Below are 24684 nucleotides of genomic sequence, written 5' to 3' on the forward strand. Positions count from 1 at the left end.
TGCGGGCGTGTGTGTGACAAAGTTTTTCTGCTAGTGTCCAAGTCATCGACAGCCCAGTGACAGTGGACAGGACGCGTGGAAATGGATGTGCGATTGCCAATGACGACCGCCGGAATCTGCCTTGCCCTGCTGATGGGCGGCTGCTCGCCCGGCGACGAGAAGCACGTGGCGAAGCTCGAGGAACAAACCGCCACATTCGAACAGTCACTGGACGCCATCAGCGATCCGAAGCTCAAGGACGCGATCACCGAACTCGGCGGTTCGCTGCTGTTGCTGGAAAGAGCCCAACTCAAGCTCGATGACATCGCGCCGCACACCGAATACGGCGCAGACGCCCTTGCCGTGCTCAAGCACTACCCTACCCCACAGGCGTTGGTCGATACGTTTATCAATGGCCTGTTCGTGCTGCACAAAGACGCCAGCTCCGATTACCTCACCGATCTGCAGCCCGTGTTCCCCTTCAACCTGAACATCCCCGGCGGGTTTCTGTTCCCCCATGGCATCGAGTGGCGTTCGGTGACGCTGAGCAACAAACGCGTCATCGCTTATCAGCCGGAATGGTCAGAAACCGATCCCGGCATTCAGCTCAGCCCTTCCAGTTCCAACGTAACCAACCCCGATGACCTGACGGTGACCTACCCGTTCATCGACGGCCTCAACGTGGACAAAAAAAGCCTGCCGCAGCCGGTCAGCCTGCAAGGTGAGGTCGAAGTCATCGCGCCACGGCGCCTGTACAGCTTCGATCTGACGCACAAAGACGTCGGCCAGACTCGCACCCACGATAACCTCAGCGTCAAACTGCTCAAACTTGAAAAGAACTACGCCGAGGTCGAAGTCAGCAACAGCCTGCCGCTGGCCCCGGAAGTCGCCGAGACGCGCATCAATCCGCTGATTGTCCAGGCCCGCGACGCCAGCGGCCAGTACCTGGTACGCGCCGGTGCGATCAACGAAAGCCCGGAGCAGGTCGCGTTCTACCGCAAACAACTGGCGCAGTTGCAACAGCAAAAGAGCTGGAGCGATACGCTGGAGAAACAGCTCGGCGACGATCAGCAAGCCTTTGAAAAAGCGCATCCGCGTCGCTACAACAAGGTTTACTTTCACGGTCCGATCGAAACGCTGGAAGTCAGCGTGCTCGATTTCTCCGCGGCGACGGTAACGCGCAAAACCCTGGACCTGCCGATACGCACCTTCAACCCGCACACCACTGCAAAAGCCGTGCAGCCGTTGGACCTGCCGGTAGTGGTTTACGACGATCTGGCCGCAAACTGGCTCAAAGGCGCGGACCTGACGCAAGAGCAACTGAAGGCTGGCGTGCGTATCCATCAATCGGTGGAAGAGCCGAGCGCGGCGCGCATCGAGTTTTCCCACCGCCGCACCTTCAATGACGAATTGCTTGGCGATGAACTCAATCCCGGCGTCAGCCCGGTGACATTCTTTACTGAAAAGCGCGGCGGCAAACTCGACGAGCCGATCGAACTGCCGCCCGAGGCGTATCAGGTCGATCCGCTGCAAGCGACCATTACTTACGATCTGAACCTGTTCCCGGAAACCCCGGCGATTGCCGTGGGTTCGATGCCGTTGTTTCTGGCCACGATCGCAAAGCAGTCCCATGACGCCAAGTCATTGCCCAAAGGCCTGGCGATCAAGGACAACACGCTGGTGGTCGACCTGAAAGCGTTCCCGGCCAACGAGTGGCGTTTCTTCGTCAAGGATGACAGCGGCCACTATCTCAAGCAGATGCTGTCGGTCAGCCACGACGCCAGCGCAGAAGGCCCGGCGTTGCTCGGCGTGCACTATTTCTATGGCCACCCGACCCGCGTGGAAACCTACCAGCGCACCGACCTGACCACCGTGCAATACGGTTTCGAGGTCAAGCTCGACAAGGCGCCGGTGGACGAAGCGGCCCCTTAACCGTTGAGACTGCGCCCGCGGCCGCCATTGATCTGCCGCAACTGAGCTTGCAGGTGCAGACTCCAGATCTGCGGATCATCGGCCAGTTCGTAGCCATGCAGGGTCAGGCTTTCGACGATGGTGTCGAGAATCGACTCGGCAGCGACCGGCCCATGGAACGGGCCCTGGGCTTTGATCGCGGAAGGTTGTTCGCCGGCCATGCCGGCGGCGAAGAGCAGCGTCCACAGGCCGTTATCGCCGGCCAGCGGCTTGACGGCGCATTCGATCCGGGTCACCAGACCCAGGCATTGACGGGTGAGACAGAGGTTGCGCGACATGGCGGCGACCCTCGGTGAAGCCGGTATTCAGCCCCCACGGGAGGACTGGCTCGATCCAGTGATACTGTCGATATCCTTGACCTGAGAATAGAAGAAAAGTGTCCGGCGCACGCCAAATGGAACCAGAAGGCGCCGAATGGTCATTGTGTGAAGTTTGACGCCAGAGTAGTGGCGTTTTCCCCGAAGATCACCACAAAACAAATGTAGGAGTGAGCCTGCTCGCGATAGCGGTGTGTCAGGCAACTTTTTCGCTGACTGACACACCGCTATCGCGAGCAGGCTCACTCCTACAGTTCGATCGCGTTTAGGTTTAAGCCGGTTTGGCTTCGGCCAACGCCTCCTGCGCCAGTTCTTTCTCGGCCTCCTTCAAGTCCTCTTCGCTGATCATCTCGGCAATGTCGCGCAGGCGCTCGACCACCCGTGCATTGATGCTGCCTTCCGGGAATTCGCCGTCAGCGTTTGGCTCGCCCGCCGGTTCGCCGGCCAGCAGGCTAAGCGCCTCGTCGGCCTGACGCACGGCGTAGACATGGAACTGCCCGGCACGCACCGCCGCCAAGACTTTTTCATCGAGCATCAGCGTGGCGACGTTGGCGTGCGGGATGATCGCGCCCTGCTCGCCGGTCAGCCCGCGAGCTTCGCAGAGGCGGAAGAAGCCTTCGATCTTCTCGTTGACTCCGCCGACCGCCTGCACTTCACCGAACTGGTTGATCGAACCGGTAATCGCGAAGCACTGCTTGAGCGGGGTTTTCGACAGCGCCGAGATCAGCGTGCACGCCTCGCCCAGCGACGCACTGTCGCCATCGACGTAACCGTAGGATTGCTCCAGCGCGATGCTTGCGGAAATCGCCAGCGGGAATTCCTGCGCATAACGGCTGCCCAGGTAGCCAGTGAGGATCATCACGCCTTTGGAGTGGATCGGCTGGCCGAGGTTGACCTCGCGCTCGATGTCGACAATGCCGCTGCCGCCCGGGTAGACCGTGGCGGAAATCCGCGCCGGCACACCAAATGCCGAGTCGCCGACCTCCAGCACCGTCAGCCCGTTGCACTTGCCGACCGCCGCGCCGTCGGTGTCGATGAGGATGATTCCGGCAAGCATGTCGTCGAGAATCCGCGCCGATACGCGCCCGGTACGGGTGGCCTTGGCTTTGAGCGCGCGTTCAATGTGGCCGGCATCGGTCATTTCATCGCTGGCCAAGTGACGAATGAAATCCGCCTCGCTGACCAATTGGAACAGGTCGCCAATGCGTGCCGACAAACGCCCCTGATGCTCGGCCAGCCGTGCGCTGTAGGTCGCCAGGCGCGCCACCGCATCGGCCGTCAAAGGCGCCATGCCTTCTTCCGAGGTGCGGGTTTTCAGCAACTGGGCGAACTGCTCGAGGCTTTCATCGACCATCGGAATGTCTTCGTCGAAGTCGACCAGCACGCGGAACATTTCCTGGAAGTCCGGATCGAGGTCCTGCAGCGTGTAATACAACTGACGCGCACCGATGATGATGACTTTGACCTGCAACGGAATGTGCTGCGGGTTGAGGGTCACGGTGGCGAAACGGCCCATCTCGCCCAGCGGCGATTCCATTTTCAGCTTGCGCGATTGCAGGGCGCGCTTGAGCGCATCCCACACGAACGGCTCGCTGAGCATTTTTTCCGCTTCCAGAATCAGGAAGCCGCCGTTGGCCCGATGCAGTGCGCCCGGGCGTAGCTGCCGATAGGTGGTGTAAAGCGCGCCCTGGTCGGTGGTGTACTCGATGCGGCCGAACAGGTTTTCGTAAGTCGGGTGCGGCTCGAACACCACCGGCGCGCCACCGCTGGCCGGATGACCGACCACCAGGCTTGGCGCGTATTGCTCCTCCAGCAGCTTGCGCGCCACCGCGTCAGTCTTGCTGTCGTCGACCAGTTGCTCGACCACGGTTTTCAACAAGTAAACCTGCATCGCCTGCAAGTACCCGCAGACGGCAGCGTTTTCAGCGTATTTTTCCGACAGCGGCGCCAGCAATGGCTGCAAGGCCAGCGTGATGGTTTCTTCGTTGAGCTGGCGCAGTTGATTGTTTGACTCACGCTTCCACTGCGGCAGGCTGGCAAGCTCTTCGTTCAGGCGCTCTTCGAGGCCGGAAATATCAGTGTGAAAACGCTCGCGCTCGGCTTCCGGCAACTGGGCGAACTCGGCTTCGTCCAGCGCTTTGCCTTCAAGCATCGGCGTGAAGGCGATGTTGCTGCTGTCGCGGTACAGGGCGACGTCTTTTTCCAGGGCCAGGCGCTCGATGATGTCGAGGGCCTTGTCGTAGCGCTGGTTGAAGGCGCGGTCGATGGCGCTTTTCTTCTGCTGGTAGGACGGATGCTCGAAGACCGCCGGAAAAGTCGCCAGCAGGTTGTCGATAAGACCGTTGATGTCGCCGATGAACGAGGCGGCGCTGCCGGACGGCAACTCCAGTGCGCGCGGTTCGCGCGGCTCATCGAAATTGTTCACGTAGACCCAGTCTGCCGGGGTCTGCAGGCGCTTGCCTTCGGCCTTCAGGTAGCGTTTGACGAACGAGAAGCGCCCGGTGCCGGGCTCGCCCATGACGAACACGTTGTAACCGGGGCGTGGCATGGCCACACCGAACTGCAAGGCTTCGACCGCACGTTCCTGGCCGAGAACACCGCGAAAGGGCTCCAGATCATTGGTGGTAGTGAAGCTGAACTGTTCAGCGGAAAACGGACGAGTCAGCGCTTCGGGCGCAAGACGCAGGCTGGCAGCAACAGGATCAGGCATCGGGCTTCCTTAACAATCAGGCGGGGCAAGTAGCGGCATTCTGGCGCTGCCCGTGCCCCACTGGCAAGGCGCGCCACCAACAAAGCATAGACAAGTGGACGGGCCTGCGACGCGCCCCTTGAAACCGGGGTTTATTCCAAATATTTTGTAAAAAATCACGGAACCGCTGGAACGTGCCTAAACTCCAAACTGCGCGGCTGGAACTAATACCGGCCCCCTGACACTTTTGGCGCTGTCGCAGACCGCGTCAAAAGGGCCAGAACCCTGTCCATTGGTATGCACATAAAGAGAACAAAGCTATGAAACGGATTCTTCTCGGTACTCTCTTCACCGCTGTATCCATCAACGCAATGGCGCAAGCCCCGGGCGGCCCGGATTGCGGTTGGGGCAACATGCTGTTCGAAGGTCAGCGTGGTACCCCGGCGCACTTCCTTGCTTCTACCACCAACGGCACTTCCGGTAACGCCACGTTCGGTATGACTTCCGGCACCAACGGTTGCTCGACCAACGCGTCGCTGACTTATGGCGGCAAATCCTGGTTCGCCATGAATGGCATGATGAACGAGCTGTCCGAAGACATGGCCAAAGGCAACGGCGAAGCGCTGACGACTTATGCCGTGGTACTGGGCGTAGCACCGGAAGATCGCGCGCACTTTGCGCAAGTGACTCACCAGCACTTCCAGCAGATCTTCAGCAAAGCTGACGTGACCGCTGAAGACGTGCATACCAACACCCTGGCGGTACTCAAGGCAGACCCACGTCTGGCCAAGTACGCAACTCAGGCTTAAGCTCGACCCCACCCGCTTCTTTCGGGAAGCGGGTTTTTATTTTGAATGCGGTCTGTGGCGAGGGGATTTATCCCCGTTCGGCTGCGAAGCAGTCGTAAAACCTGTGCATGCGGTGTATCTGATGCATTGGGGACACAGCTTATGGGGCCGCTTCGCAGCCCAGCGGGGATAAATCCCCTCGCCACAGGGTGCAGTGATTACCCCCGATCCGGGTTTTATTTTCTTTCGATAAGTTGCCACTTATGCTCAAACGCCTTGCCTGGCTGGCGCTCTGTGTCTGCGCCCCGCTGTCCGCCGCGCCTCACATCGATCCTCAACGTTTGCAGCAACTGGCCAACGACCGCTTCTGGATTTCCCTCGGTCATTACGAAACCGCCAAGCTCGGCGGCTGGCGCAGCTATGTCAGCGATAAAAAGTTCTTTCTGGCGCCCGATGGCAACGAGCATCCCGAGCGCGAACTCGCCGCCACCGTGCAGGCGTTGTACGCCCCGGCCAGCCTCGGCGAGCAACACGCACAATGCGTTTACCCGGCGCGTACGCGCTGGCTGAAGGCGCAGCTCAACCTGACCGATCTGCCGACGCCGGCCTGCGTCGAGTACAAGAAATGGTTCAAGGACGTCTCGCCGCACAGCGCAGTGATGATTTTCCCGGCGGCGTATCTCAACAGCCCTTCGTCGATGTTCGGCCATACCCTGCTGCGCATCGATCAGGCCGACGTGCAAGCCGACAAGACTTCGCTGCTCAGTTACGCAATCAACTTCGGCGCCTATATCGAAGGCTCCGACAACAGCATTCTCTATGCCTGGAAAGGCCTGATGGGCGGCTACCCCGGGCTGTTCGCGCTGGTGCCCTATCAGGAAAAACTCTCCGAGTACCGCAGCCTGGAAAACCGCGACCTGTGGGAATACCGGCTCAACCTGACCCAGGAAGAAACCGCCCGCATGGTCGAGCATGTGTGGGAGTTGAAGCAGATTCAGTTCGATTATTTCTTCTTCGATGAAAACTGCTCGTATCGCTTGCTCGAACTGCTGCAAGTGGCGCGGCCGAGCCTGCGCCTGACCGAACAGTTCCCGCTGACCGCGATCCCCACCGACACCGTCAAAGCGGTGAAAGAGGCCGGACTGGTCGAGCACATCGAATACCGGCCGTCTCGCGAGCGTGAATTGCTCAGTCGCGCCGAGCCGTTGAGCGACGACGAACAACAATGGGTGCTGAAAGTCAGCGCCGATCAACAAGTCTTGCAGGAGGCGACGTTCAAAGCGCTGCCCCGTGATCGTCAGGCGTTGATCGTCGATGCCGCCTATCGCCTTGAGCGTTACCGCGCCAACGGCCAGGAACGCGACCCGCAACGAGCGCAGCGCAGTTTCGAACTGTTGCGCGCGATCAACAAAAATCCGGCACCAGAGCTGGACATCCCGCAGCCGGGTCTGCCCGAAGACGGCCATGAATCCCGCACTTGGCAGGCAGGCCTCGGTACTCGCGGCGATCGCGCGTTTGGCGAGTACGGCTTGCGCATGGCCTATCACGACCTCAACGACAACGCCGAAAGTTTCCCCCTCGGTGCGCAGATTGAAATCCTGCAGTTGAAACTGCGCCAGTACGAAGGCAACGACTGGCAGTTGCAACAACTGGATCTGGCGACGATTCGTTCGCTGACACCGCGTAACGAGCTGCTGCAGCCGTGGTCGTGGCAAGTCACCGGCGGTCTTGAGCGGGTGCCGGGCAAGCATGATGACGAAACGCTGGTCAGCCACGTCAACGGTGGTGGCGGCGGTACATGGCAGTTAGGCGAAGACGTACTCGGGTTTGCCCTCGGCACGGTGCGGGTGGAACACAACAATGACTTCGCCGAATTCGTCTCCCCGGCGGGCGGTTTCAACACGGGCGTGTTGTGGAAAAACCCGCTGGGCAACTTGAGCCTGGAAGCCAAGGGCGATTATTTTTTCAACGGTGAAGTGCGCCGCAGCCTGAGCCTGAATCAGCAGTGGGAACTGTCGCGCAACCTAGGATTGCGCTTGAGTGCACAGCGCGAATTCAGCCAGCTCGCCAGCCCTGAGACTGAAGTCATGCTGGAAGTGAAGTGGTATCACTATTGATTCCGAGCATGCCCCTGTAGGAGTGAGCCTGCTCGCGATAGCAATCCACCAGTCAATGATGTAGCGACTGAAATACCGCTATCGCGAGCAGGCTCACTCCTACAGGGGATTTGTGCTGTTCAACAAATTACTGACATGCCTTTCACCAGCGCCCGACCAATCCCCTTCTAGACTTCCCTTATCAGCCAAAAACCGGCGCGGGAGAATGCGATGTGGCGGTGCGTGGGTTTGTTGAGCGTTTTGCTGGCGCTGGGCGGTTGCCAGACCACTCATGAAGATCTGATCGCTAAGGGTTATCCACCCGCCTTCGCCGACGGCTTCGATGACGGCTGCATCAGTGGCCGCCAGGCGGCCGGTTCAATCAGCGGCGAATTTCGCAAGAACGTGCCGCGCTATCTCAAGGACAAGCAGTACGCCGAAGGCTGGAGCGACGGTTTTCGCCAGTGTCAGGCGATGCTCGAAAACCGCGATCGCGAGCAATATCGCAACGCGCATTGGGACGAGCGCGAGCGCGCCTGGCAGCAGCAGAAAGACCAGGACGCCGGGCGGGCTTATCGCTCGCCCTAGGTCGCTGGCAGACATCCGGTGAAACCAAATACCTGCGAGCATGGCCCAAAGCTCATAGAGGAGGACACCATGAGCCGCGCTTTTGTTAACGAAGATAACGCCGCCGCACAAGCCGATCAGCCCGTCGAGCGTCAGGTCAGCACGCAGCCCAATTACGTCACCCCACAAGGGCTGGCGCAATTGCAGGCGAAAGTCGCCGAGCTGCAAACCTTGCACGCCGAGCAAACCGCCAGGGGCGAACAGGCCGACAAACAGCGGCTGGCGGATTTGCAACGGGATCTGCGCTACTTCACTCAGCGCCTGAGCAGTGCCCAAGTGGCACTTGCCGCGACCTCGACCGACAAGGTGCAGATCGGCAGCCGGGTGACTTATGCCGACGAACACGACACTGAACATCGTGTGCAACTGGTCGGTGAAGATCAGGCCGACGCCAGTCACGGCCTGATCAACTGGGCCTCACCGCTGGGCCGGGCCTTGCTCGGCGCCCGGCGCAACGATGAAGTGTTGTGGCAGCGTCCTGCCGGCGATCAACTGATTGAAGTGATCCGCATTGAACCGGCTTAAACCACGCCCTGGGCCAGCATCGCATCGGCGACTTTGACGAAACCGGCGATGTTCGCGCCCTTGACGTAATTGACGTGGCCGTTTTCTTCGCCGTAATGCACGCAGGCGTGGTGGATCGACTGCATGATCGCGTGCAGCTTGCTATCCACCTCGCCCGCCGTCCACAGCAGACGCATGGCGTTTTGCGACATCTCCAGACCGCTCACCGCGACGCCGCCCGCATTGGAAGCCTTGCCCGGCGCAAACAAAATCCCGGCCTCGATAAAGATATCCACCGCCGCAAGCGTAGTCGGCATGTTCGCGCCTTCGGCCACACAGACGCAGCCGTTGCGCAGCAATGTGCGGGCGGCGTCGGCGTCGAGTTCGTTCTGCGTGGCGCATGGCAACGCGATGTCGCACGGCAGCGACCAGGGATGCTGTGCGGCGCGGAACTCCAGGCCATGGGCATTCGCCAGTTCGCTGATGCGCCCGCGTTTGACGTTCTTCAATTCCAGCAGCGCCCGCCACTGCTCTTCGGTCAATCCGGCCTCGCAATACAACGTACCTTCAGAGTCGGACAGGGAAATCACCTTGCCGCCCAGGTCCATGACCTTGCGCGCCGCGTATTGCGCGACGTTGCCGGAACCGGAAATGGCCACGCGCTTGCCCTCTACGCTCAGCCCGCGCCGCTTGAGCATTTCCTCAGCGAAATACACGCAGCCAAAACCGGTGGCTTCCGGACGGATCAGGCTGCCGCCATAGGTCATGCCTTTGCCCGTCAGTACACTGGTGAACTGATTGCTCAGGCGTTTGTACTGGCCGAACAGGAAACCGATCTCCCGCGCACCGACGCCAATATCGCCGGCCGGTACGTCAACGTCAGCGCCGATGTGGCGATACAACTCGCTCATGAACGCCTGACAGAAACGCATGACCTCGGCGTCACTCTTGCCCTTCGGATCGAAGTCCGACCCGCCCTTGCCGCCGCCCATGGGCAGCGAAGTCAGAGAGTTCTTGAAAGTCTGTTCGAAGGCGAGGAATTTCAGCACGCCCATGTTCACCGATGGATGAAAGCGCAAGCCGCCCTTGTACGGGCCGATGGCGCTGTTCATCTGGATACGGAAACCGCGATTGACCTGGACCTTGCCCTGATCGTCGACCCACGACACGCGAAACACCACCGCACGCTCCGGCTCGCAGATGCGCTCCAGAATACCCGACGTCAAGTAATGCGGATGGGCTTCGAGAAACGGCCAGAGACTGCGCAGCACTTCTTCGACGGCCTGGTGAAATTCGGGTTGATCCGGGTCGCGTTTTTTCAGGCGCGCAAGGAAGGATTCGACGGATTCGATCATGGGCAAAAAGTCTCGGCAAATTTGTTGTCGTTGGAGGAGATTGAGCCGGACTGTAACAAACGCATTGCGCACAGGAATAGAGCAAAATGTCGCAGTTATGAAATTAAATGGTGCACAGGATATAAATCAGCGGCGTTTTTGGGGAATTTTGCACCGGAACAGGGATACCCAATTCTGATTTCGCACTATCAGGGATACCGCTATCGCGAGCAGGCTCACTCCTACAATTGGGAATGCGTTCCCCCTGTAGGAGTGAGCCTGCTCGCGATAGCCCCACCACGGTTCAGCTGAAAAAACGCAAAAAAAAACGGAGCCCGAAGGCTCCGCTCTTTCTGCAACCAGCCCGATATCAGGCCAGTTTCTTGTGACGTACCCGGTGTGGCTGGGCAGCCGCTTCGCCGAGGCGCTTTTTGCGGTCGGCTTCGTACTCGGTGTAGTTGCCTTCGAAGAACACCGCTTGCGAGTCGTCCTCGTACGCCAGGATGTGCGTGGCGACACGGTCCAGGAACCACCGATCGTGGGAGATCACAATGGCCGCGCCCGGGAAGTCCAGCAGGGCTTCTTCCAGCGAACGCAGGGTTTCCACGTCGAGGTCGTTGGACGGTTCGTCGAGCAGCAGGACGTTACCGCCCTCCTTCAGCGTCAGCGCCAGGTGCAGACGCCCGCGCTCACCACCGGAGAGGTCCTTGACGAACTTCTGCTGGTCGCCGCCCTTGAAGTTGAAGCGACCGACGTAGGTGCGCGACGGGATTTCGTAGTTGCCGATGCGGATCTGGTCGGAGCCGTCGGAGATCTGCTGGAACACGGTCTTGCTGCCGTCGAGGTCTTCGCGGCTCTGGTCGACGCAGGCCAGTTGCACGGTTTCGCCGATTTCGATGCTGCCCGAATCCGGCGTTTCCTTGCCCATCAGCATGCGGAACAGCGTCGACTTACCGGCACCGTTACCGCCGATCACGCCGACGATGGCGCCCTTGGGCATGGAGAACGACAGGTTGTCGATCAGCACGCGATCGCCATAGCCCTTGGTGACGTTCTTGAACTCGATGACCTTATCGCCCAGACGTGGGCCGGCCGGGATGTAGATCTCGTTGGTCTCGCTGCGCTTCTGGAATTCCTGCGATTGCATTTCTTCGAAGCGTTGCAGACGGGCCTTGGATTTCGACTGACGAGCCTTGGCGCCTTTGCGCACCCACTCCAGTTCTTCTTTCATAGCCTTTTCGTGGGCCGACTGCTGCTTGGATTCCTGGGCCAGACGATCGGACTTGGCTTCGAGCCAGCCCGAATAGTTGCCCTCGTAAGGAATGCCCGCGCCGCGGTCAAGTTCCAGGATCCAGCCGGCGACGTTGTCGAGGAAGTAGCGGTCGTGCGTGATCGCAACCACAGTGCCCGGGAAGTCGTGGAGGAAATGCTCCAGCCACGCCACGGAATCGGCATCCAGGTGGTTGGTCGGTTCGTCGAGCAGCAGCATGTCCGGGGCGGACAGCAGCAGACGGCACAGGGCGACACGGCGCTTTTCACCACCGGACAGGTACTCGACCTTGGCGTCCCACGCCGGCAGACGCAGCGCATCGGCGGCGACTTCCAGTTGGCGCTCAAGGTTGTGGCCGTCGCTGGCCTGAAGGATCGCTTCAAGCTTGGCCTGTTCGGCGGCGAGCTTGTCGAAGTCGGCATCCGGGTCGGCGTAGGCCGCGTAGACCTCGTCCAGACGCGCTTGCGCATCCTTGATCACGCTGACCGCTTCCTCGACCACTTCACGCACGGTCTTGGCCGGGTCCAGTTGTGGCTCTTGCGGCAGGTAACCGATGTTCAGGTCCGGCATCGGACGGGCTTCGCCTTCGAACTCGGTGTCGACGCCGGCCATGATTTTCAGCAGCGTGGATTTACCCGAACCGTTGAGGCCGAGTACGCCGATCTTGGCGCCGGGGAAAAAAGACAGCGAAATGTTTTTCAGGATTTCCCGCTTCGGCGGAACAACTTTGCCCAGCCGATGCATGGTGAAGACGTATTGAGCCATGGAGAACCTTGGGTCAGTGACAGATGAATGATTGCAGCACAGGCGATGCCTGGCCAGACCATGCGCGTCGTTCACGTGATGGTTATCAATGCGTGCGCGCGGAAAAAGTCTGAGTCTAGGAGCTGGAACGCTCCCGCGTAACCGGCAAAGCTACCTTAATGATGAAAGGCAGTCCAGCCGCGCAGGGCTGGCACTTCGCCACGACTCAAGGCATGCTAGCCGCCCTTTGGGCGTCCGGCTTATAGTGCACGTCGCGCCAGTCCAGCCAATCCGCAGGATCACAGCTTGTCCAATGTCAGTCCGCCCGCCTCTGTGAGCAGCGCCCAACCGGCGCCCGGCTCGCCCCTGCGCGGGACATTGAAGGGGGCGCTGGCGACTTTGGTGTTGCTGTTGCTGGCATTATTGTTCTGGCAACTGCTCGACCAACTGCGCGAAACCCAGAAGAACCAGCGCCAGTACACCATCGATTACACCGCCGACCTGGCCGCCCAGGTCAGTCTGAACATGGCGTTGAACGCGCAGATCGCACTCAATCTGCTACCGATCGTCGAGCAACCGCAGACAACCGACGAACAGCAGGTGTTGCTGCGCAAGCTGCAGCAATCGCTGCCGGACCTGCGCAGCATGGCCTTGCTCAGTCCGTCAGGAAAAATCATCAGCGACAGCGCTGCTGACAGCCCCGACGCCGACTACCTCGCCGAACTGGTGCGCCGCAGCCGCGCCCAGGCGCACTACTTCAGCAACGCCAGCGACGGCTCGGTGGTGCATCTGCTACTGCGCCAAGCCAGCGGCAGCACGCGCGGCTACTGGGCGTTGCGGTTGACGCCGACGTTCTTCGACTCACTGACCCAACAGGGCGAAACCGGCCTGCGTCCGTTGTGGCTGGTGGAAAACCGCATCAACCAGCAAATCATCAGCCGCGACGACGCCCAGCCTTCGGCCAGGCCCGGGGTTTTGACCCCGGACGATCTGGCCAACACCGTCCTGACCGTGCCGCTGAGCAGCAGCGACTGGCAACTGCGTGGGCTGTTCGACCGCCAGCGTGTGCTCGAAGAATTGCTGCCGGCGTTCATCGGCAAATGCCTGCTGGGCCTGGCATTCTCAATGCTGCCGGTGATTGCGCTGCTGAACATGCGCCGTCGGCAGCGTCAGTTGCATGAAGGCCGGCGGCGTTATCAGGATATTTTCGAAGGCACCGGCGTCGCCCTGTGCGTCCTCGACCTGTCCGGACTCAAGCAGTTTTTTGACAAGGCGCAGATCCAGACCGGCGATCAGCTCAAGGCCTGGCTCGACCAGCCCCGCCAGCGCCAACAACTGCTGCAGGAGTTGCGCGTCACCGAGGTCAATCAGGTGGCGCTGCAACTGCTCGACGTCCATTCCTGCGACCAGGCCTGGCAGTTGCTGATCGACGGTCAGCCACACGCGCACTGTGCGATCGGCAATCAGATACTCGATGCCGTACTGCTCCAGCAGAAACAACTGGAACTGGAAACCAAGCTGCCGCACCCCAACGGTCGCGACCAACACCTGTGGATGGTGCTGCGCTTGCCGCAGGAGCAACACGACTATAAAGCGGTCATCCTGAGCATCAACGACATCACCAGCCGCAAGCTGATCGAATTGTCCCTGCTGGAACGCGAAGGTTTCTGGTCGGACGTGGTGCGCACCGTGCCCGATCATCTGTATGTGCAGGACGTGATCAGCCAGCGGATGATTTTCAGCAACCACCACCTCGGCCAGACCCTCGGCTACAACCGCAGCGAACTGCATCAGATGGGCGAGTATTTCTGGGAAATCCTTCTGCATCCGGAAGACGCCGACTACTACCATCGCTCACGGCAAATGCAGCGCCACGCCGGTTACAGCCAGTTGCTGCAATGCCAGTTGCGTTTCCGCCATCGCGACGGCAAGTGGCGGCGCTTCGACATTCGCGAACAGGCGCTGGCCCGTGACAAGCACGATCAGGTCACGCGGATCATCGGCGTGGCCAAGGACATCACCGAACAGATTGAAGCCAGTGAATCGCTGCGCGACAGCGAGCAGCGCTACCGCATGCTCGCCGAAAGCATCAGCGATGTGATTTTTTCCACCGACAGCAAGCTCTCGCTGAACTATGTCAGTCCGTCGGTGCAGGCGGTGCTGGGTTACAACGCCGAATGGATTTTCCAGAACGGCTGGCAATCGACCATCGCCAACCCGGGGCAACTGAACGGCATCTACAGCCTGATGGACCGCGTCAGCAAAGCGCTGGACAAGCCCGAGCAACTGGCCCTGCTGCGCAGTCAGGTACAGACGCAATTGTTCCTGTTCGACTGCCTGCGTGCCGACGGCCGCAAGATCCCGATCGAACTGCGCCTGGTGCTGGTGTGGGACGAACACGGCGCGTTCGAAGGCGTATTGGGCGTCGGCCGTGATATCAGCCAGCAGCGCCGCGCGGAAAAAGACCTGCGCATGGCCGCCACGGTTTTCGAGCATTCAACCTCGGCGATCCTGATCACCGACCCGGCCGGCTACATCGTCCAGGCCAACGAAGCCTTCAGCCGGGTCAGCGGCTATGCCGTCAGCGAAGTGCTCGATCAACTGCCGAACATGCTCACCGTCGACGAACAGCAGGACGCGCACCTGCGCTACGTGCTCAAGCAACTGCACGAGCACAGCACCTGGGAAGGCGAAGTCTGGATGAAGCGCCGTAACGGCGAGCACTACCCGGCGTGGGTCGGGATTACTGCGGTGCTCGACGACGAGGGCGACCTGGCCAGTTACGTGTGTTTCTTCAGCGACATCAGCGAACGCAAGGCCAGCGAACAGCGCATTCACCGCCTCGCCTACTACGACGCCCTGACCCATCTGCCCAATCGCACGCTGTTCCAGGATCGCCTGCACACCGCGCTGCAAGCGGCCGAACGGCAGAAGTCGTGGGTGGTGCTGATGTTCCTCGATCTCGACCGGTTCAAACCGATCAACGACTCCCTCGGCCACGCCGCCGGCGATCGCATGCTCAAGGACATGGCCACGCGCCTGCTGGCCTGCGTCGGCGAAGACGACACTGTGGCGCGCATGGGCGGCGATGAGTTCACCCTGCTGCTGCAACACCGTTCAAGCCGCGAACTGGCCCTGAACCGGGCCATTCACGTCGCCGAGCAAATCCTCGGCAGCCTGGTGCGGCCGTTTGTACTCGAAGGCCGCGAGTTTTTTGTCACCGCCAGTATCGGCATCGCCCTCAGTCCGCAGGACGGCAACGAACTCAGCCAGTTGATGAAGAACGCCGATACTGCGATGTACCACGCCAAGGAGCGCGGCAAGAACAACTTCCAGTTTTATCAGGCCGACATGAACGCCAGTGCGCTGGAGCGCCTGGAGCTGGAAAGCGATTTGCGCCATGCCCTGGAGCAGAACGAATTCGTCCTGTATTACCAGCCGCAGTTCAGCGGCGACGGCAAACGCCTGACCGGCGCCGAGGCGCTGTTGCGCTGGCGGCACCCGCGGCGCGGGCTGGTGCCGCCGGGCGACTTCATTCCGGTGCTGGAAGAACTCGGTCTGGTGGTCGACGTGGGCGACTGGGTGATCAGCGAGGCCTGCCGGCAACTGAAAACCTGGCATCAGAACCGCGTGCGCGTGCCGAAGGTGTCGGTGAATATTTCCGCACGGCAGTTCTCCGACGGTCAGTTGGGCACACGGATCGCCACGATCCTGCGCGAAACCGGCCTGCCGCCGGCCTGCCTGGAGCTTGAACTGACCGAAAGCATCCTGATGCGCGAAGTCAGCGAGGCGATGCAGATTCTTGCCGGACTGAAAAATCTCGGCCTGAGCATTGCGGTCGATGACTTTGGCACGGGTTACTCGTCGCTCAACTATCTTAAGCAGTTCCCGATCGACGTGCTGAAGATTGACCGGACTTTCGTCGATGGCCTGCCATCCGGCGAGCAAGACGCGCAAATCGCCCGGGCGATCATCGCCATGGCCCACAGCCTGAACCTGGCGGTGATCGCCGAGGGTGTGGAAACCCATGAGCAACTGGACTTCCTGCGTGAGCATGGTTGTGATGAGGTTCAGGGGTATCTGTTCGGGCGGCCGATGCCGGCCGGGCGGTTTGAGGCGCAGTTCAGTAACGACGCCCTCTTCATGTTCGACTGACCAGAGCCGCTTCGGGCGGCTCAGGTCGGTATTGATCGTTCCCACGCTCCGCGTGGGAATGCCTCACTGGACGCTCTGCGTCCGCTTCGGCAAGTGACGCGGAGCGTCACGGGCTGCATTCCCACGCAGAGCGTGGGAACGATCAAATCCACTCCCACTGTGGGAGCGAGCCTGCTCGCGAAGGGGCCGGCAAAAGCACCGCACATCTGTCATGAACGCCACTTGTCTGCGACATGATGTCGTTTCATATGCCATCCAAAACCCGTTGGGTTAGAATGCCCCCCTTTTCTGCCCCCGATCCTTGAGGACCGCCATGTTCAGCCGTGATTTGACTATTGCCAAGTACGACGCCGATCTTTTTGCCGCCATGGAGCAAGAAGCTCAGCGCCAGGAAGAACACATCGAGCTGATCGCTTCGGAAAACTACACCAGCCCAGCGGTGATGGAGGCTCAAGGTTCGGTTCTGACCAACAAGTACGCCGAAGGCTACCCGGGCAAGCGCTACTACGGCGGTTGCGAGTACGTCGACGTGGTTGAGCAACTGGCGATCGACCGTGCCAAGGAGCTGTTCGGCGCCGATTACGCCAACGTTCAACCGCATGCTGGTTCGCAAGCCAACGCCGCTGTGTACCTGGCCCTGCTGTCGGCCGGCGACACCATTCTGGGCATGAGCCTGGCCCACGGCGGTCACCTGACCCACGGTGCCAGCGTTTCCTCGTCGGGCAAGCTGTACAACGCCATCCAGTACGGTATCGACGCCAACGGCCTGATCGACTACGACGAAGTCGAGCGCCTGGCGGTAGAACACAAGCCGAAAATGATCGTGGCCGGTTTCTCTGCCTACTCGCAGATTCTCGATTTCCCGCGCTTCCGCGAAATCGCTGACAAGGTCGGCGCCTACCTGTTCGTCGACATGGCCCACGTGGCCGGTCTGGTCGCCGCTGGCGTCTACCCGAACCCGGTGCCGTTCGCTGACGTCGTGACCACCACCACGCACAAGACCCTGCGCGGTCCGCGTGGCGGTCTGATCCTGGCTCGCGCCAATGCCGAGATCGAGAAGAAGCTCAACTCCGCAGTATTCCCGGGCGCCCAGGGCGGCCCGCTGGAGCACGTGATCGCCGCCAAAGCGATCTGCTTCAAGGAAGCGCTGCAGCCTGAGTTCAAGGTTTACCAGCAACAAGTGGTGAAGAATGCCAAGGCCATGGCCGGCGTGTTCATCGAGCGCGGTTTCGACGTGGTTTCCGGCGGTACCGAAAACCACCTGTTCCTGCTGTCGCTGATCAAGCAGGAAATCTCCGGTAAAGACGCCGACGCCGCTTTGGGCAAAGCGTTCATCACCGTGAACAAGAACTCCGTGCCTAACGATCCACGCTCGCCGTTCGTCACCTCCGGCCTGCGCTTCGGCACCCCGGCTGTGACCACTCGCGGCTTCAAAGAGGCTGAGTGCAAAGAGCTGGCCGGCTGGATCTGCGACATTCTGGCAGACCTCTCCAACGAAGCGGTGATCGACGCCGTTCGTGAGAAAGTCAAAGCCATCTGCAAGAAACTGCCGGTATACGGCGCGTAAATCGCAACGTTAAACCCCCAGCATGAAAAACCGGCCAAGTGATTGGCCGGTTTTTTTTCGGCTAAATGAAAGATCAAAAGACCAAAAGATTGTTTTTGGACCACCGGTAAGACCGGCCATGCCAATTTCACCTTTCCCTCTTGTAATCAGGAAAAACCCAAGCCTAGACTGCGCCTGCACTGGACATACCGGTAAGACCACAATAATTAAGTCCTGAATCCGATGCGCCAAGCGTGCGGCAGCCAGGACACCGACCCAGGATTCCTCCCATGCTCAGATGGTGCTCGCGTTCAATCTTCCTCCAAGTGGTTCTCGGACTGATGCTCGGCATCGTCTGCGGGCTGACCCTTCCTGAATACTCGGCCCAGCTCAAGCCGCTCGGCGACGGTTTCATCAAACTGATCAAGATGCTCATCGGCCTGATCGTGTTCTGCGTGGTGGTCAGCGGCATCAGCGGCGCAGGCGATCTGAAGAAGGTCGGGCGCATTGGCCTCAAATCAGTCATTTATTTCGAAGTGCTGACCACCCTCGCGCTGATTATCGGCCTGGTGTTCGCCTTCAGCACCGGTATCGGCAGCGGCGCGAATATTCATCTGGAGCAACTCTCCACCGCCGACATGGGCGACCTCGCCGAGCGCGGCCAGCACATGCACAGCACCACGCAATTCTTGATGGACCTGATCCCGACCTCGGTGATCGGCGCCTTCGCTGACAACAACATCCTGCAAGTGCTGCTGTTCTCGGTACTGTTCGGCAGTGCGTTGAATCTGGTTGGCGAAGCGGCTTCCGGGATCTCGCGGCTGATCAACGAACTGAGCCATGTGATCTTCCGCATCATGGGCATGATCGTACGTTTGGCGCCGATCGGCGTGTTCGGCGCCATCGCTTTCACCACCAGCAAATATGGCCTCGATTCGCTGCAGCATCTGGGCAGTCTGGTCGGCTTGTTCTACCTGACCTGCATCGCCTTCGTCGCGCTGATTCTCGGCCTGGTGATGCGCGTCTCCGGGCTGCGCATGTGGCCGCTGCTCAAGTACCTGCGCGAAGAATTGCTGATCGTCATGGGCACCGCCTCCTCTGATGCAGTGCTGCCGCAGATCATGCGCAAGCTCGAACACTTGGGCATCGGCAGTTCGACGGTAGGGCTGGTGATTCCGACCGGGTACTCGTTCAACCTCGACGGTTTTTCGATTTACCTGACCCTCGCCATCGTCTTCATCGCCAATGCTACCGGCACACCGCTGGCCATGACCGATCTGCTGACGATTTTGCTGGTCTCGCTGATTACCTCCAAAGGCGCCCACGGCATCCCCGGTTCGGCGCTGGTGATTCTCGCGGCGACCCTGACGGCAATCCCGGCCATTCCCGTGGTCGGCCTGGTGTTGGTGCTAGCGGTGGACTGGTTCATGGGCATCGGCCGCGCGCTGACCAACCTGATCGGCAACTGCGTGGCCACCGTGGCCATCGCCCGCTGGGAAAAGGACATCGATGTGCAACGGGCGAACAAGGTGCTCAATGGCGAGCAAGGCTATAACTTTCAACCGAGAAAAACCGTCGCCCAGGCGGCGGCCAAAGAATTTTGAATAAGTGCCGTGCCTGCCAATCCGCAGGCACGGCGAATGGAGCAAATACGTGATTACTTCATCAACCGTCGTCAACTCAGTGGTGGAAAAACTGCGCGCCGCCCTGGCCCGCGGGCAATGGCGCTCCGGCGATATGCTGCCGGGCCAGCGCGAACTGGCCGAACAATTGGGCATCAGCCGGCCCAGCCTGCGCGAGGCGGTGATTGTTCTGGAAACCCTCGGCCTGGTGCGCTCGATGCCGGGCAAAGGCGTGGTCGTCCTCGACGCGCAACTGATCGACAGCCAGAGCCACGACAGCGCAGTCGCCGGCGCGAGCCTCGAAGACGTGCTGCAACTGCGCTACACCCTGGAGCCGTTCATTGTCGGGCTGGTCGCGCAATCGATCAGCAGCAAGGAAGTTGGCCAGTTGCGCCTGACCCTGATGGACATGCGCGAAGCCCTCGAGGCCGGCGACAGCGAAGCCGGGGTCAGCGCCTACATCGCCTTCCACGAAGAGCTGTTCGCACTGACCTCGAATCCGATTTTCCAGAGCGTGGTGCAGCAGACCAGCAACGCCCTCAAGCAGAGCGCCGAAGTGCTGCGCAATTCACCGGAACATCTGGCCGAGCGGCTGGAGGAAAACGAAGCCGTGGTCCGCGCGATTCGCAGCAAGAACAGCGCCCAGGCCAGCGCCGAAATGCGTCGGCACATTCTGCGTGAGGGTCGGCGCATGGGCATCGAACTGAATATCCCGGATGACAACTTGACCCACTGACCCTTTGGAGACCGGCCATGAACAGTTTCGCTTCCGCGCCGCACCCGCACTCGACTGCCCTGCCCTTGTCGCGCCTGGGGATGCCGGTGGAGGACCTTTACCCGCGACTGTTCGACGCGATTCTCGAGCAGCGTATCGATACCGACAGCCGTTTTACCGAGGACAGCCTGAAGGACATGTTTAATTCCAGTCGTGCCGATGTCCGGCGAGTGCTGACGCAACTGGCCCATGAGCAGATCGTGGTGCTGCGGGCCAATCATCGACCGCGCGTGGCGGCGCCTGATCGAGAATTGATCAGGCAGACCCTGCATGCGCGGCGGCTGGCTGAGATCACGTTGATACGGTTGGCGTGTCAGCGTCCGCGGGTAGATGATTTGAAATGCTTGCGCACGTCGGTCGAACGCGAGAAGCGCGCCGTCGAGCAGGACCGGCGGGGGGCGGCGATTCGTTTATCAGGCGAGTTTCACCTGCGGTTGGCGCGAATGGCGGGGAATGTGCCGTTGGCGAATTTTCTTGGCAGCCTTGTACCTGTTACGTCATTGGCGATTGCGCGAAGTGCGGGCCAGACGCATAGCTGCGGCGCGTGGCAGGAGCATGTGGCGCTTGTCGAAGCCATTGAACGTGGCGATGCGGCCAAAGCCGATTCATTGATTAATCGGCATCTGGATCATCTTGAGCAGACGCTGCTCGGTTCAGACCTTGAGCCATGTGTTGTAGGTTAGATGGCTATCGCGAGCAGGCTCACTCCTACAATTTGGAATGCGTTCCTCTGTAGGAGTGAGCCTGCTCGCGATAGCTTCATTTACAGGCTCAGAAAAACCATCAGGCAGAAGCAACCCTGGCAAACCCCGCCCGAATCTTCTCTTCCGGCAGCTCATCGGCAATAAACACGATCACGCTTTCCCGCGCCTCACCCTCGGCCCATTCGCTGTCCCAGTCGAAACCATAGAGTTTCAACACGCCCTGGAACACCAGGCGCCGATCCTCACCGGCAATGTTCAGCACGCCTTTGTAACGCAGCAATTGTTTGCCGTGTTCTTCCAGCAGTTCATTCATGAACTCGCTGAGCTGATCGATATCCAGCGCCTGATCGGTGCGCAGCACCACACTGGAAATGCGGTCGATGGACGGGGCCTTGCCCACCGGACGCAGACTCAATCCACCGCCAAGATCGGCATTCAGATTAAAGCCGCGCACATCAAGCAATTCGGCCAGATCAATGTTGCCATGCTCGACCACACGAATCGGCGCGCGGCGGTTGATCCGCGTCAGCCGCTCGCTCAATGCGTCGAACGTCGCTGCGTCGACCAGATCGGTCTTGCTCACCAGCAGACGGTCGGCAAAACCGATCTGCGCCTGGGCGATGGTCTGGGTCAGGTGCACGTCGGCGTGGGCGGCATCCACCAGGGTGATGATGCCGTCGAGCAGGTAACGCTCGCGCAGTTCTTCGTCGATGAAAAACGTCTGCGCCACGGGCGCCGGATCGGCAAGACCGGTGCACTCGATCACCAGTCGGTCGAAAGCGATCTCGCCGCTGTCCAGGCGCTCGAGCAGTAAATACAGCGCCTTGGTCAGATCAGTGTGAATGGTGCAGCAGACACAGCCGTTGGCCAGTGTCATGACTTGCACCGGCTCGTCACCCAGCAATTGAGTGTCGATACCGGCATCGCTGAATTCGTTTTCGATCACGGCGATTTTCAGGCCGTGCTCGGCTTTGAGCAGATGACGCAGCAACGTGGTCTTGCCGGCGCCAAGGAAGCCGCTGAGTACCGTGACCGGTATGGGAGAGGACAAATGCTTTCTCCTTCACAAAATGAATGGACAACACAAAAACAAATGTGGGAGCGGGCTTGCTCGCGAAGGGGTCGTGTCAGTCGACATCAATGCTCGATGACACACCGCTTTCGCGAGCAAGCCCGCTCCCACAGGGGGATTGCATCAACCCAAGGTTGTCAGTTCAACAGCACTTGGGCCCACCCTTGCCACCGTAACGGGCTTCCTGACGTTCGCGAAAGAACATCTCGTAGCTCATCACCGGTTTGTCCGGGTGTTTGGTTTGCATATGCTCGACGTAGGTGTCGTAGTCGGGCATGCCGACCATCAGGCGCGCGGCCTGACCGAGGTATTTACCGAGGCGACTCAGGTCATTGAACATGGTGCAATCCTCTGGTTACGCATCCGGCAGCGCCTGGAATGGCGATTCTTTATCCGTGCGCTCTTTTTTGCCCCAGGCGGCGATGCCAACCTTGAGCGCATAGAACAGGATGCTGAAGACCACGAACAGGAACAGCGTCGTGAGCGTTGCGTTGGTATAGGCGTTGAAGATCACGTGCTGCATCTGCTCAACACTTTTTGCCGGTGCCAGCACCTGACCGTTGGCCAGCGCATCGCTGTACTTTTTCGCCAGGGACAGGAAGCCGATCGCCGGGTTGGCGTCGAACAGTTTGATGAAGCCTGCCGTTGTGGTGCAGATCAGCAGCCAAGTGGCCGGCAGCAGCGTGACCCAAATGTAGCGCTGGCGCTTCATCTTGATCAGGACCACAGTGCCGAGCATCAGCGCAATACCGGCGAGCATCTGGTTGGAGATGCCGAACAATGGCCACAGGGTGTTGATGCCGCCCAGTGGATCGATCACGCCCTGATACAGCAACCAGCCCCACATCGCGACACAACCGGCAGTGGCGATCAGGTTGGCAGTCCAGGATTCGGTACGCTTGAGCGCCGGTACGAAGGAGCCAAGCAGATCCTGGAGCATGAAACGCCCGGCACGGGTGCCGGCGTCGACTGCGGTGAGGATGAACAGCGCTTCGAACAGGATCGCGAAGTGGTACCAGAACGCCATGGTGTTTTCACCCGGCAGGACACTGTGCAAGATCTGCGCAATACCCACCGCCAGGGTCGGCGCACCACCGGCGCGAGCCAGAATGGTGGTTTCACCGATGTCATTGGCCACCGCTTGCAGCGCATCCGGCGTAATCGCGAAGCCCCAACTGGTGACCACTTGCGCGACCGATACCACGTCACTGCCGACCACGGCTGCCGGGCTGTTCATGGCGAAGTACACGCCTGGCTCGATCACCGAAGCGGCAACCATGGCCATGATCGCCACGAACGATTCCATCAGCATGCCGCCGTAACCGATGTAGCGGGCGTTGGTTTCGTTATCCAGCAGCTTCGGCGTGGTGCCCGACGAGATCAGCGCGTGGAAGCCCGATACCGCACCGCAGGCAATGGTGATGAACAGGAACGGGAACAGACCGCCCTTCCACACCGGGCCGGTGCCGTCAACGAACTGCGTCAGCGCCGGCATTTTCAGCTCGGGCATGGTCACCAGAATGCCGATCGCCAGCGCAACAATGGTGCCGATCTTCAGGAACGTGGAGAGGTAGTCACGCGGCGCCAGAATCAGCCAGACCGGCAGCGACGCAGCGACAAAACCGTAACCGACCAGCATCCAGGTAATCTGCACGCCGGTGAAGGTGAACGCCTTGGCCCATACCGGATCGGCGGCAATCTGCCCACCCAGCCAGATCGAACCCAGCAGCAGTAACACGCCGACCACGGAGATCTCGCCGATGCGGCCCGGGCGGATGTAGCGCATGTAAATGCCCATGAACATCGCGATCGGGATGGTCGCCATCACGGTGAAGATGCCCCACGGACTCTCGGCCAACGCCTTGACGACGATCAGCGCCAGCACCGCGAGGATGATGATCATGATCAGGAAGCAGCCGAACAGCGCGATGGTACCGGGAATCCGGCCCATTTCTTCACGCACCATGTCGCCCAGGGAACGGCCGTTGCGTCGGGTCGACATGAACAGGACCATGAAGTCCTGCACCGCGCCCGCCAGCACCACACCGGCAATCAGCCAGAGCGTGCCGGGCAGATAGCCCATCTGCGCTGCCAATACCGGGCCGACCAGTGGCCCCGCGCCAGCGATGGCCGCGAAGTGGTGACCGAAAAGAATGTGTTTGTTGGTCGGCACATAGTCCAGACCATCGTTGTTGAGCACGGCGGGGGTGGCCCGACGCGGATCCAGTTGCATCACATGGTTGGCGATGAACAGGCTGTAGTAACGGTACGCAACCAGATAAATGGCCACGGCAGCGACCACAATCCACAAGGCGTTGATCGCCTCGCCTCGGCGCAATGCCACTACGCCCAGGGCGCACGCTCCTACGATTGCCAGCACTAGCCAGGGTAAGTGGCGTAGCAGGCTATTATTATTTTTCATTTTTTTATTCCAGCCAGGGTGGACAAGAAAGACAGCCACCCCGAGTTTAGCGCTTACGGCGCCAAAGGC

At 60.3% G+C, this 24684-nt stretch carries 17 protein-coding genes; 10 read left to right on the forward strand and 7 right to left on the reverse strand.

The annotated features are described in order from the left end of the window. The first annotated feature begins 81 nt into the window (after positions 1-81). A complete protein-coding gene (locus tag HU739_RS25055) occupies positions 82-1911 on the forward strand; it encodes a hypothetical protein (protein ID WP_186546865.1) in 1830 nt (609 codons plus the stop codon). On the opposite strand, the gene HU739_RS25060 is transcribed toward HU739_RS25055, so the two are convergent. Both HU739_RS25060 and HU739_RS25065 read right to left on the reverse strand, forming a co-directional pair. Continuing rightward, a complete protein-coding gene (locus HU739_RS25060) occupies positions 1908-2228 on the reverse strand; it encodes a PA4575 family protein (RefSeq protein WP_186546864.1) in 321 nt (106 codons plus the stop codon). The two genes, HU739_RS25055 and HU739_RS25060, sit on opposite strands and share 4 nt — an antisense overlap. 310 nt (positions 2229-2538) lie before the next feature. After that, on the reverse strand, positions 2539-4977 hold the full coding sequence (locus tag HU739_RS25065; RefSeq protein WP_186546863.1) for a Lon protease family protein: 2439 nt from the start codon (positions 4975-4977) through the stop codon (positions 2539-2541). Between the two features lie 299 nt (positions 4978-5276). Here HU739_RS25065 and HU739_RS25070 point away from each other — a divergent pair, with 299 nt between their 5' ends. The 4 genes from HU739_RS25070 (at position 5277) to HU739_RS25085 (ending at position 8992) form a co-directional block, all read left to right on the forward strand. After that, entirely contained in the window at positions 5277-5765 is a 489-nt protein-coding gene (locus tag HU739_RS25070) for a DUF3015 domain-containing protein (protein WP_186546862.1), read from the forward strand. 242 nt (positions 5766-6007) lie between these two features. Further along, a complete protein-coding gene (locus tag HU739_RS25075) occupies positions 6008-7861 on the forward strand; it encodes an Lnb N-terminal periplasmic domain-containing protein (RefSeq protein WP_186546861.1) in 1854 nt (617 codons plus the stop codon). A gap of 210 nt (positions 7862-8071) precedes the next feature. Beyond that, positions 8072-8428, forward strand: a complete 357-nt coding sequence (locus HU739_RS25080; RefSeq protein WP_186546860.1) for a hypothetical protein — start codon at positions 8072-8074, stop codon at positions 8426-8428. Positions 8429-8497: 69 nt separating this feature from the next. Further along, on the forward strand, positions 8498-8992 hold the full coding sequence (locus HU739_RS25085) for a GreA/GreB family elongation factor (protein WP_186546859.1): 495 nt from the start codon (positions 8498-8500) through the stop codon (positions 8990-8992). Here HU739_RS25085 and gdhA read toward each other — a convergent pair. Further along, positions 8989-10326, reverse strand: coding sequence for an NADP-specific glutamate dehydrogenase (gdhA, locus tag HU739_RS25090; RefSeq protein WP_186546858.1), 1338 nt, complete (start codon positions 10324-10326; stop codon positions 8989-8991). The genes HU739_RS25085 and gdhA overlap by 4 nt on opposite strands. A 349-nt stretch (positions 10327-10675) precedes the next feature. Beyond that, positions 10676-12340 carry an energy-dependent translational throttle protein EttA gene (gene ettA, locus HU739_RS25095; RefSeq protein WP_186546857.1) on the reverse strand — a complete coding sequence of 555 codons (1665 nt, stop codon included), beginning with the start codon at positions 12338-12340 and terminating at the stop codon, positions 10676-10678. A gap of 285 nt (positions 12341-12625) precedes the next feature. Here ettA and morA point away from each other — a divergent pair, with 285 nt between their 5' ends. The 5 genes from morA to HU739_RS25120 all read left to right on the forward strand — a co-directional run bounded on the left by morA (position 12626) and on the right by HU739_RS25120 (position 21100). Beyond that, positions 12626-16474 (forward strand): cyclic di-GMP receptor MorA, encoded by a 3849-nt coding sequence (morA, locus tag HU739_RS25100; RefSeq protein ID WP_186546856.1) that lies wholly within the window; start codon positions 12626-12628, stop codon positions 16472-16474. Positions 16475-16787: 313 nt separating this feature from the next. Beyond that, a complete protein-coding gene (gene glyA, locus HU739_RS25105) occupies positions 16788-18041 on the forward strand; it encodes a serine hydroxymethyltransferase (RefSeq protein WP_186546855.1) in 1254 nt (417 codons plus the stop codon). A 269-nt stretch (positions 18042-18310) separates the two neighbouring features. Next, positions 18311-19624: a C4-dicarboxylate transporter DctA gene (locus HU739_RS25110; protein WP_186546854.1), complete on the forward strand. Its 1314-nt coding sequence runs from the start codon at positions 18311-18313 to the stop codon at positions 19622-19624. A gap of 49 nt (positions 19625-19673) precedes the next feature. Then, positions 19674-20378, forward strand: a complete 705-nt coding sequence (locus tag HU739_RS25115; protein ID WP_186546853.1) for a FadR/GntR family transcriptional regulator — start codon at positions 19674-19676, stop codon at positions 20376-20378. A gap of 17 nt (positions 20379-20395) precedes the next feature. Then, a complete protein-coding gene (locus HU739_RS25120; RefSeq protein WP_186546852.1) occupies positions 20396-21100 on the forward strand; it encodes a GntR family transcriptional regulator in 705 nt (234 codons plus the stop codon). Positions 21101-21200: 100 nt separating this feature from the next. On the opposite strand, the gene yjiA is transcribed toward HU739_RS25120, so the two are convergent. From yjiA to HU739_RS25135, 3 genes are all read right to left on the reverse strand, one after another. Continuing rightward, the gene (gene yjiA, locus HU739_RS25125; RefSeq protein ID WP_186546851.1) at positions 21201-22172 is read right to left on the reverse strand and encodes a GTPase; all 972 of its coding nucleotides are present in this window, start codon (positions 22170-22172) and stop codon (positions 21201-21203) included. Positions 22173-22335: 163 nt separating this feature from the next. Continuing rightward, a complete protein-coding gene (locus tag HU739_RS25130; protein ID WP_003228401.1) occupies positions 22336-22533 on the reverse strand; it encodes a YbdD/YjiX family protein in 198 nt (65 codons plus the stop codon). Positions 22534-22548: 15 nt separating this feature from the next. Further along, positions 22549-24615 (reverse strand): carbon starvation CstA family protein, encoded by a 2067-nt coding sequence (locus HU739_RS25135; RefSeq protein WP_186546850.1) that lies wholly within the window; start codon positions 24613-24615, stop codon positions 22549-22551. Between the last annotated feature and the right edge of the window lie 69 nt (positions 24616-24684).

The sequence above is a fragment of the Pseudomonas hamedanensis genome, from assembly GCF_014268595.2.
GTDB classification, from domain to species: domain Bacteria; phylum Pseudomonadota; class Gammaproteobacteria; order Pseudomonadales; family Pseudomonadaceae; genus Aquipseudomonas; species Aquipseudomonas hamedanensis.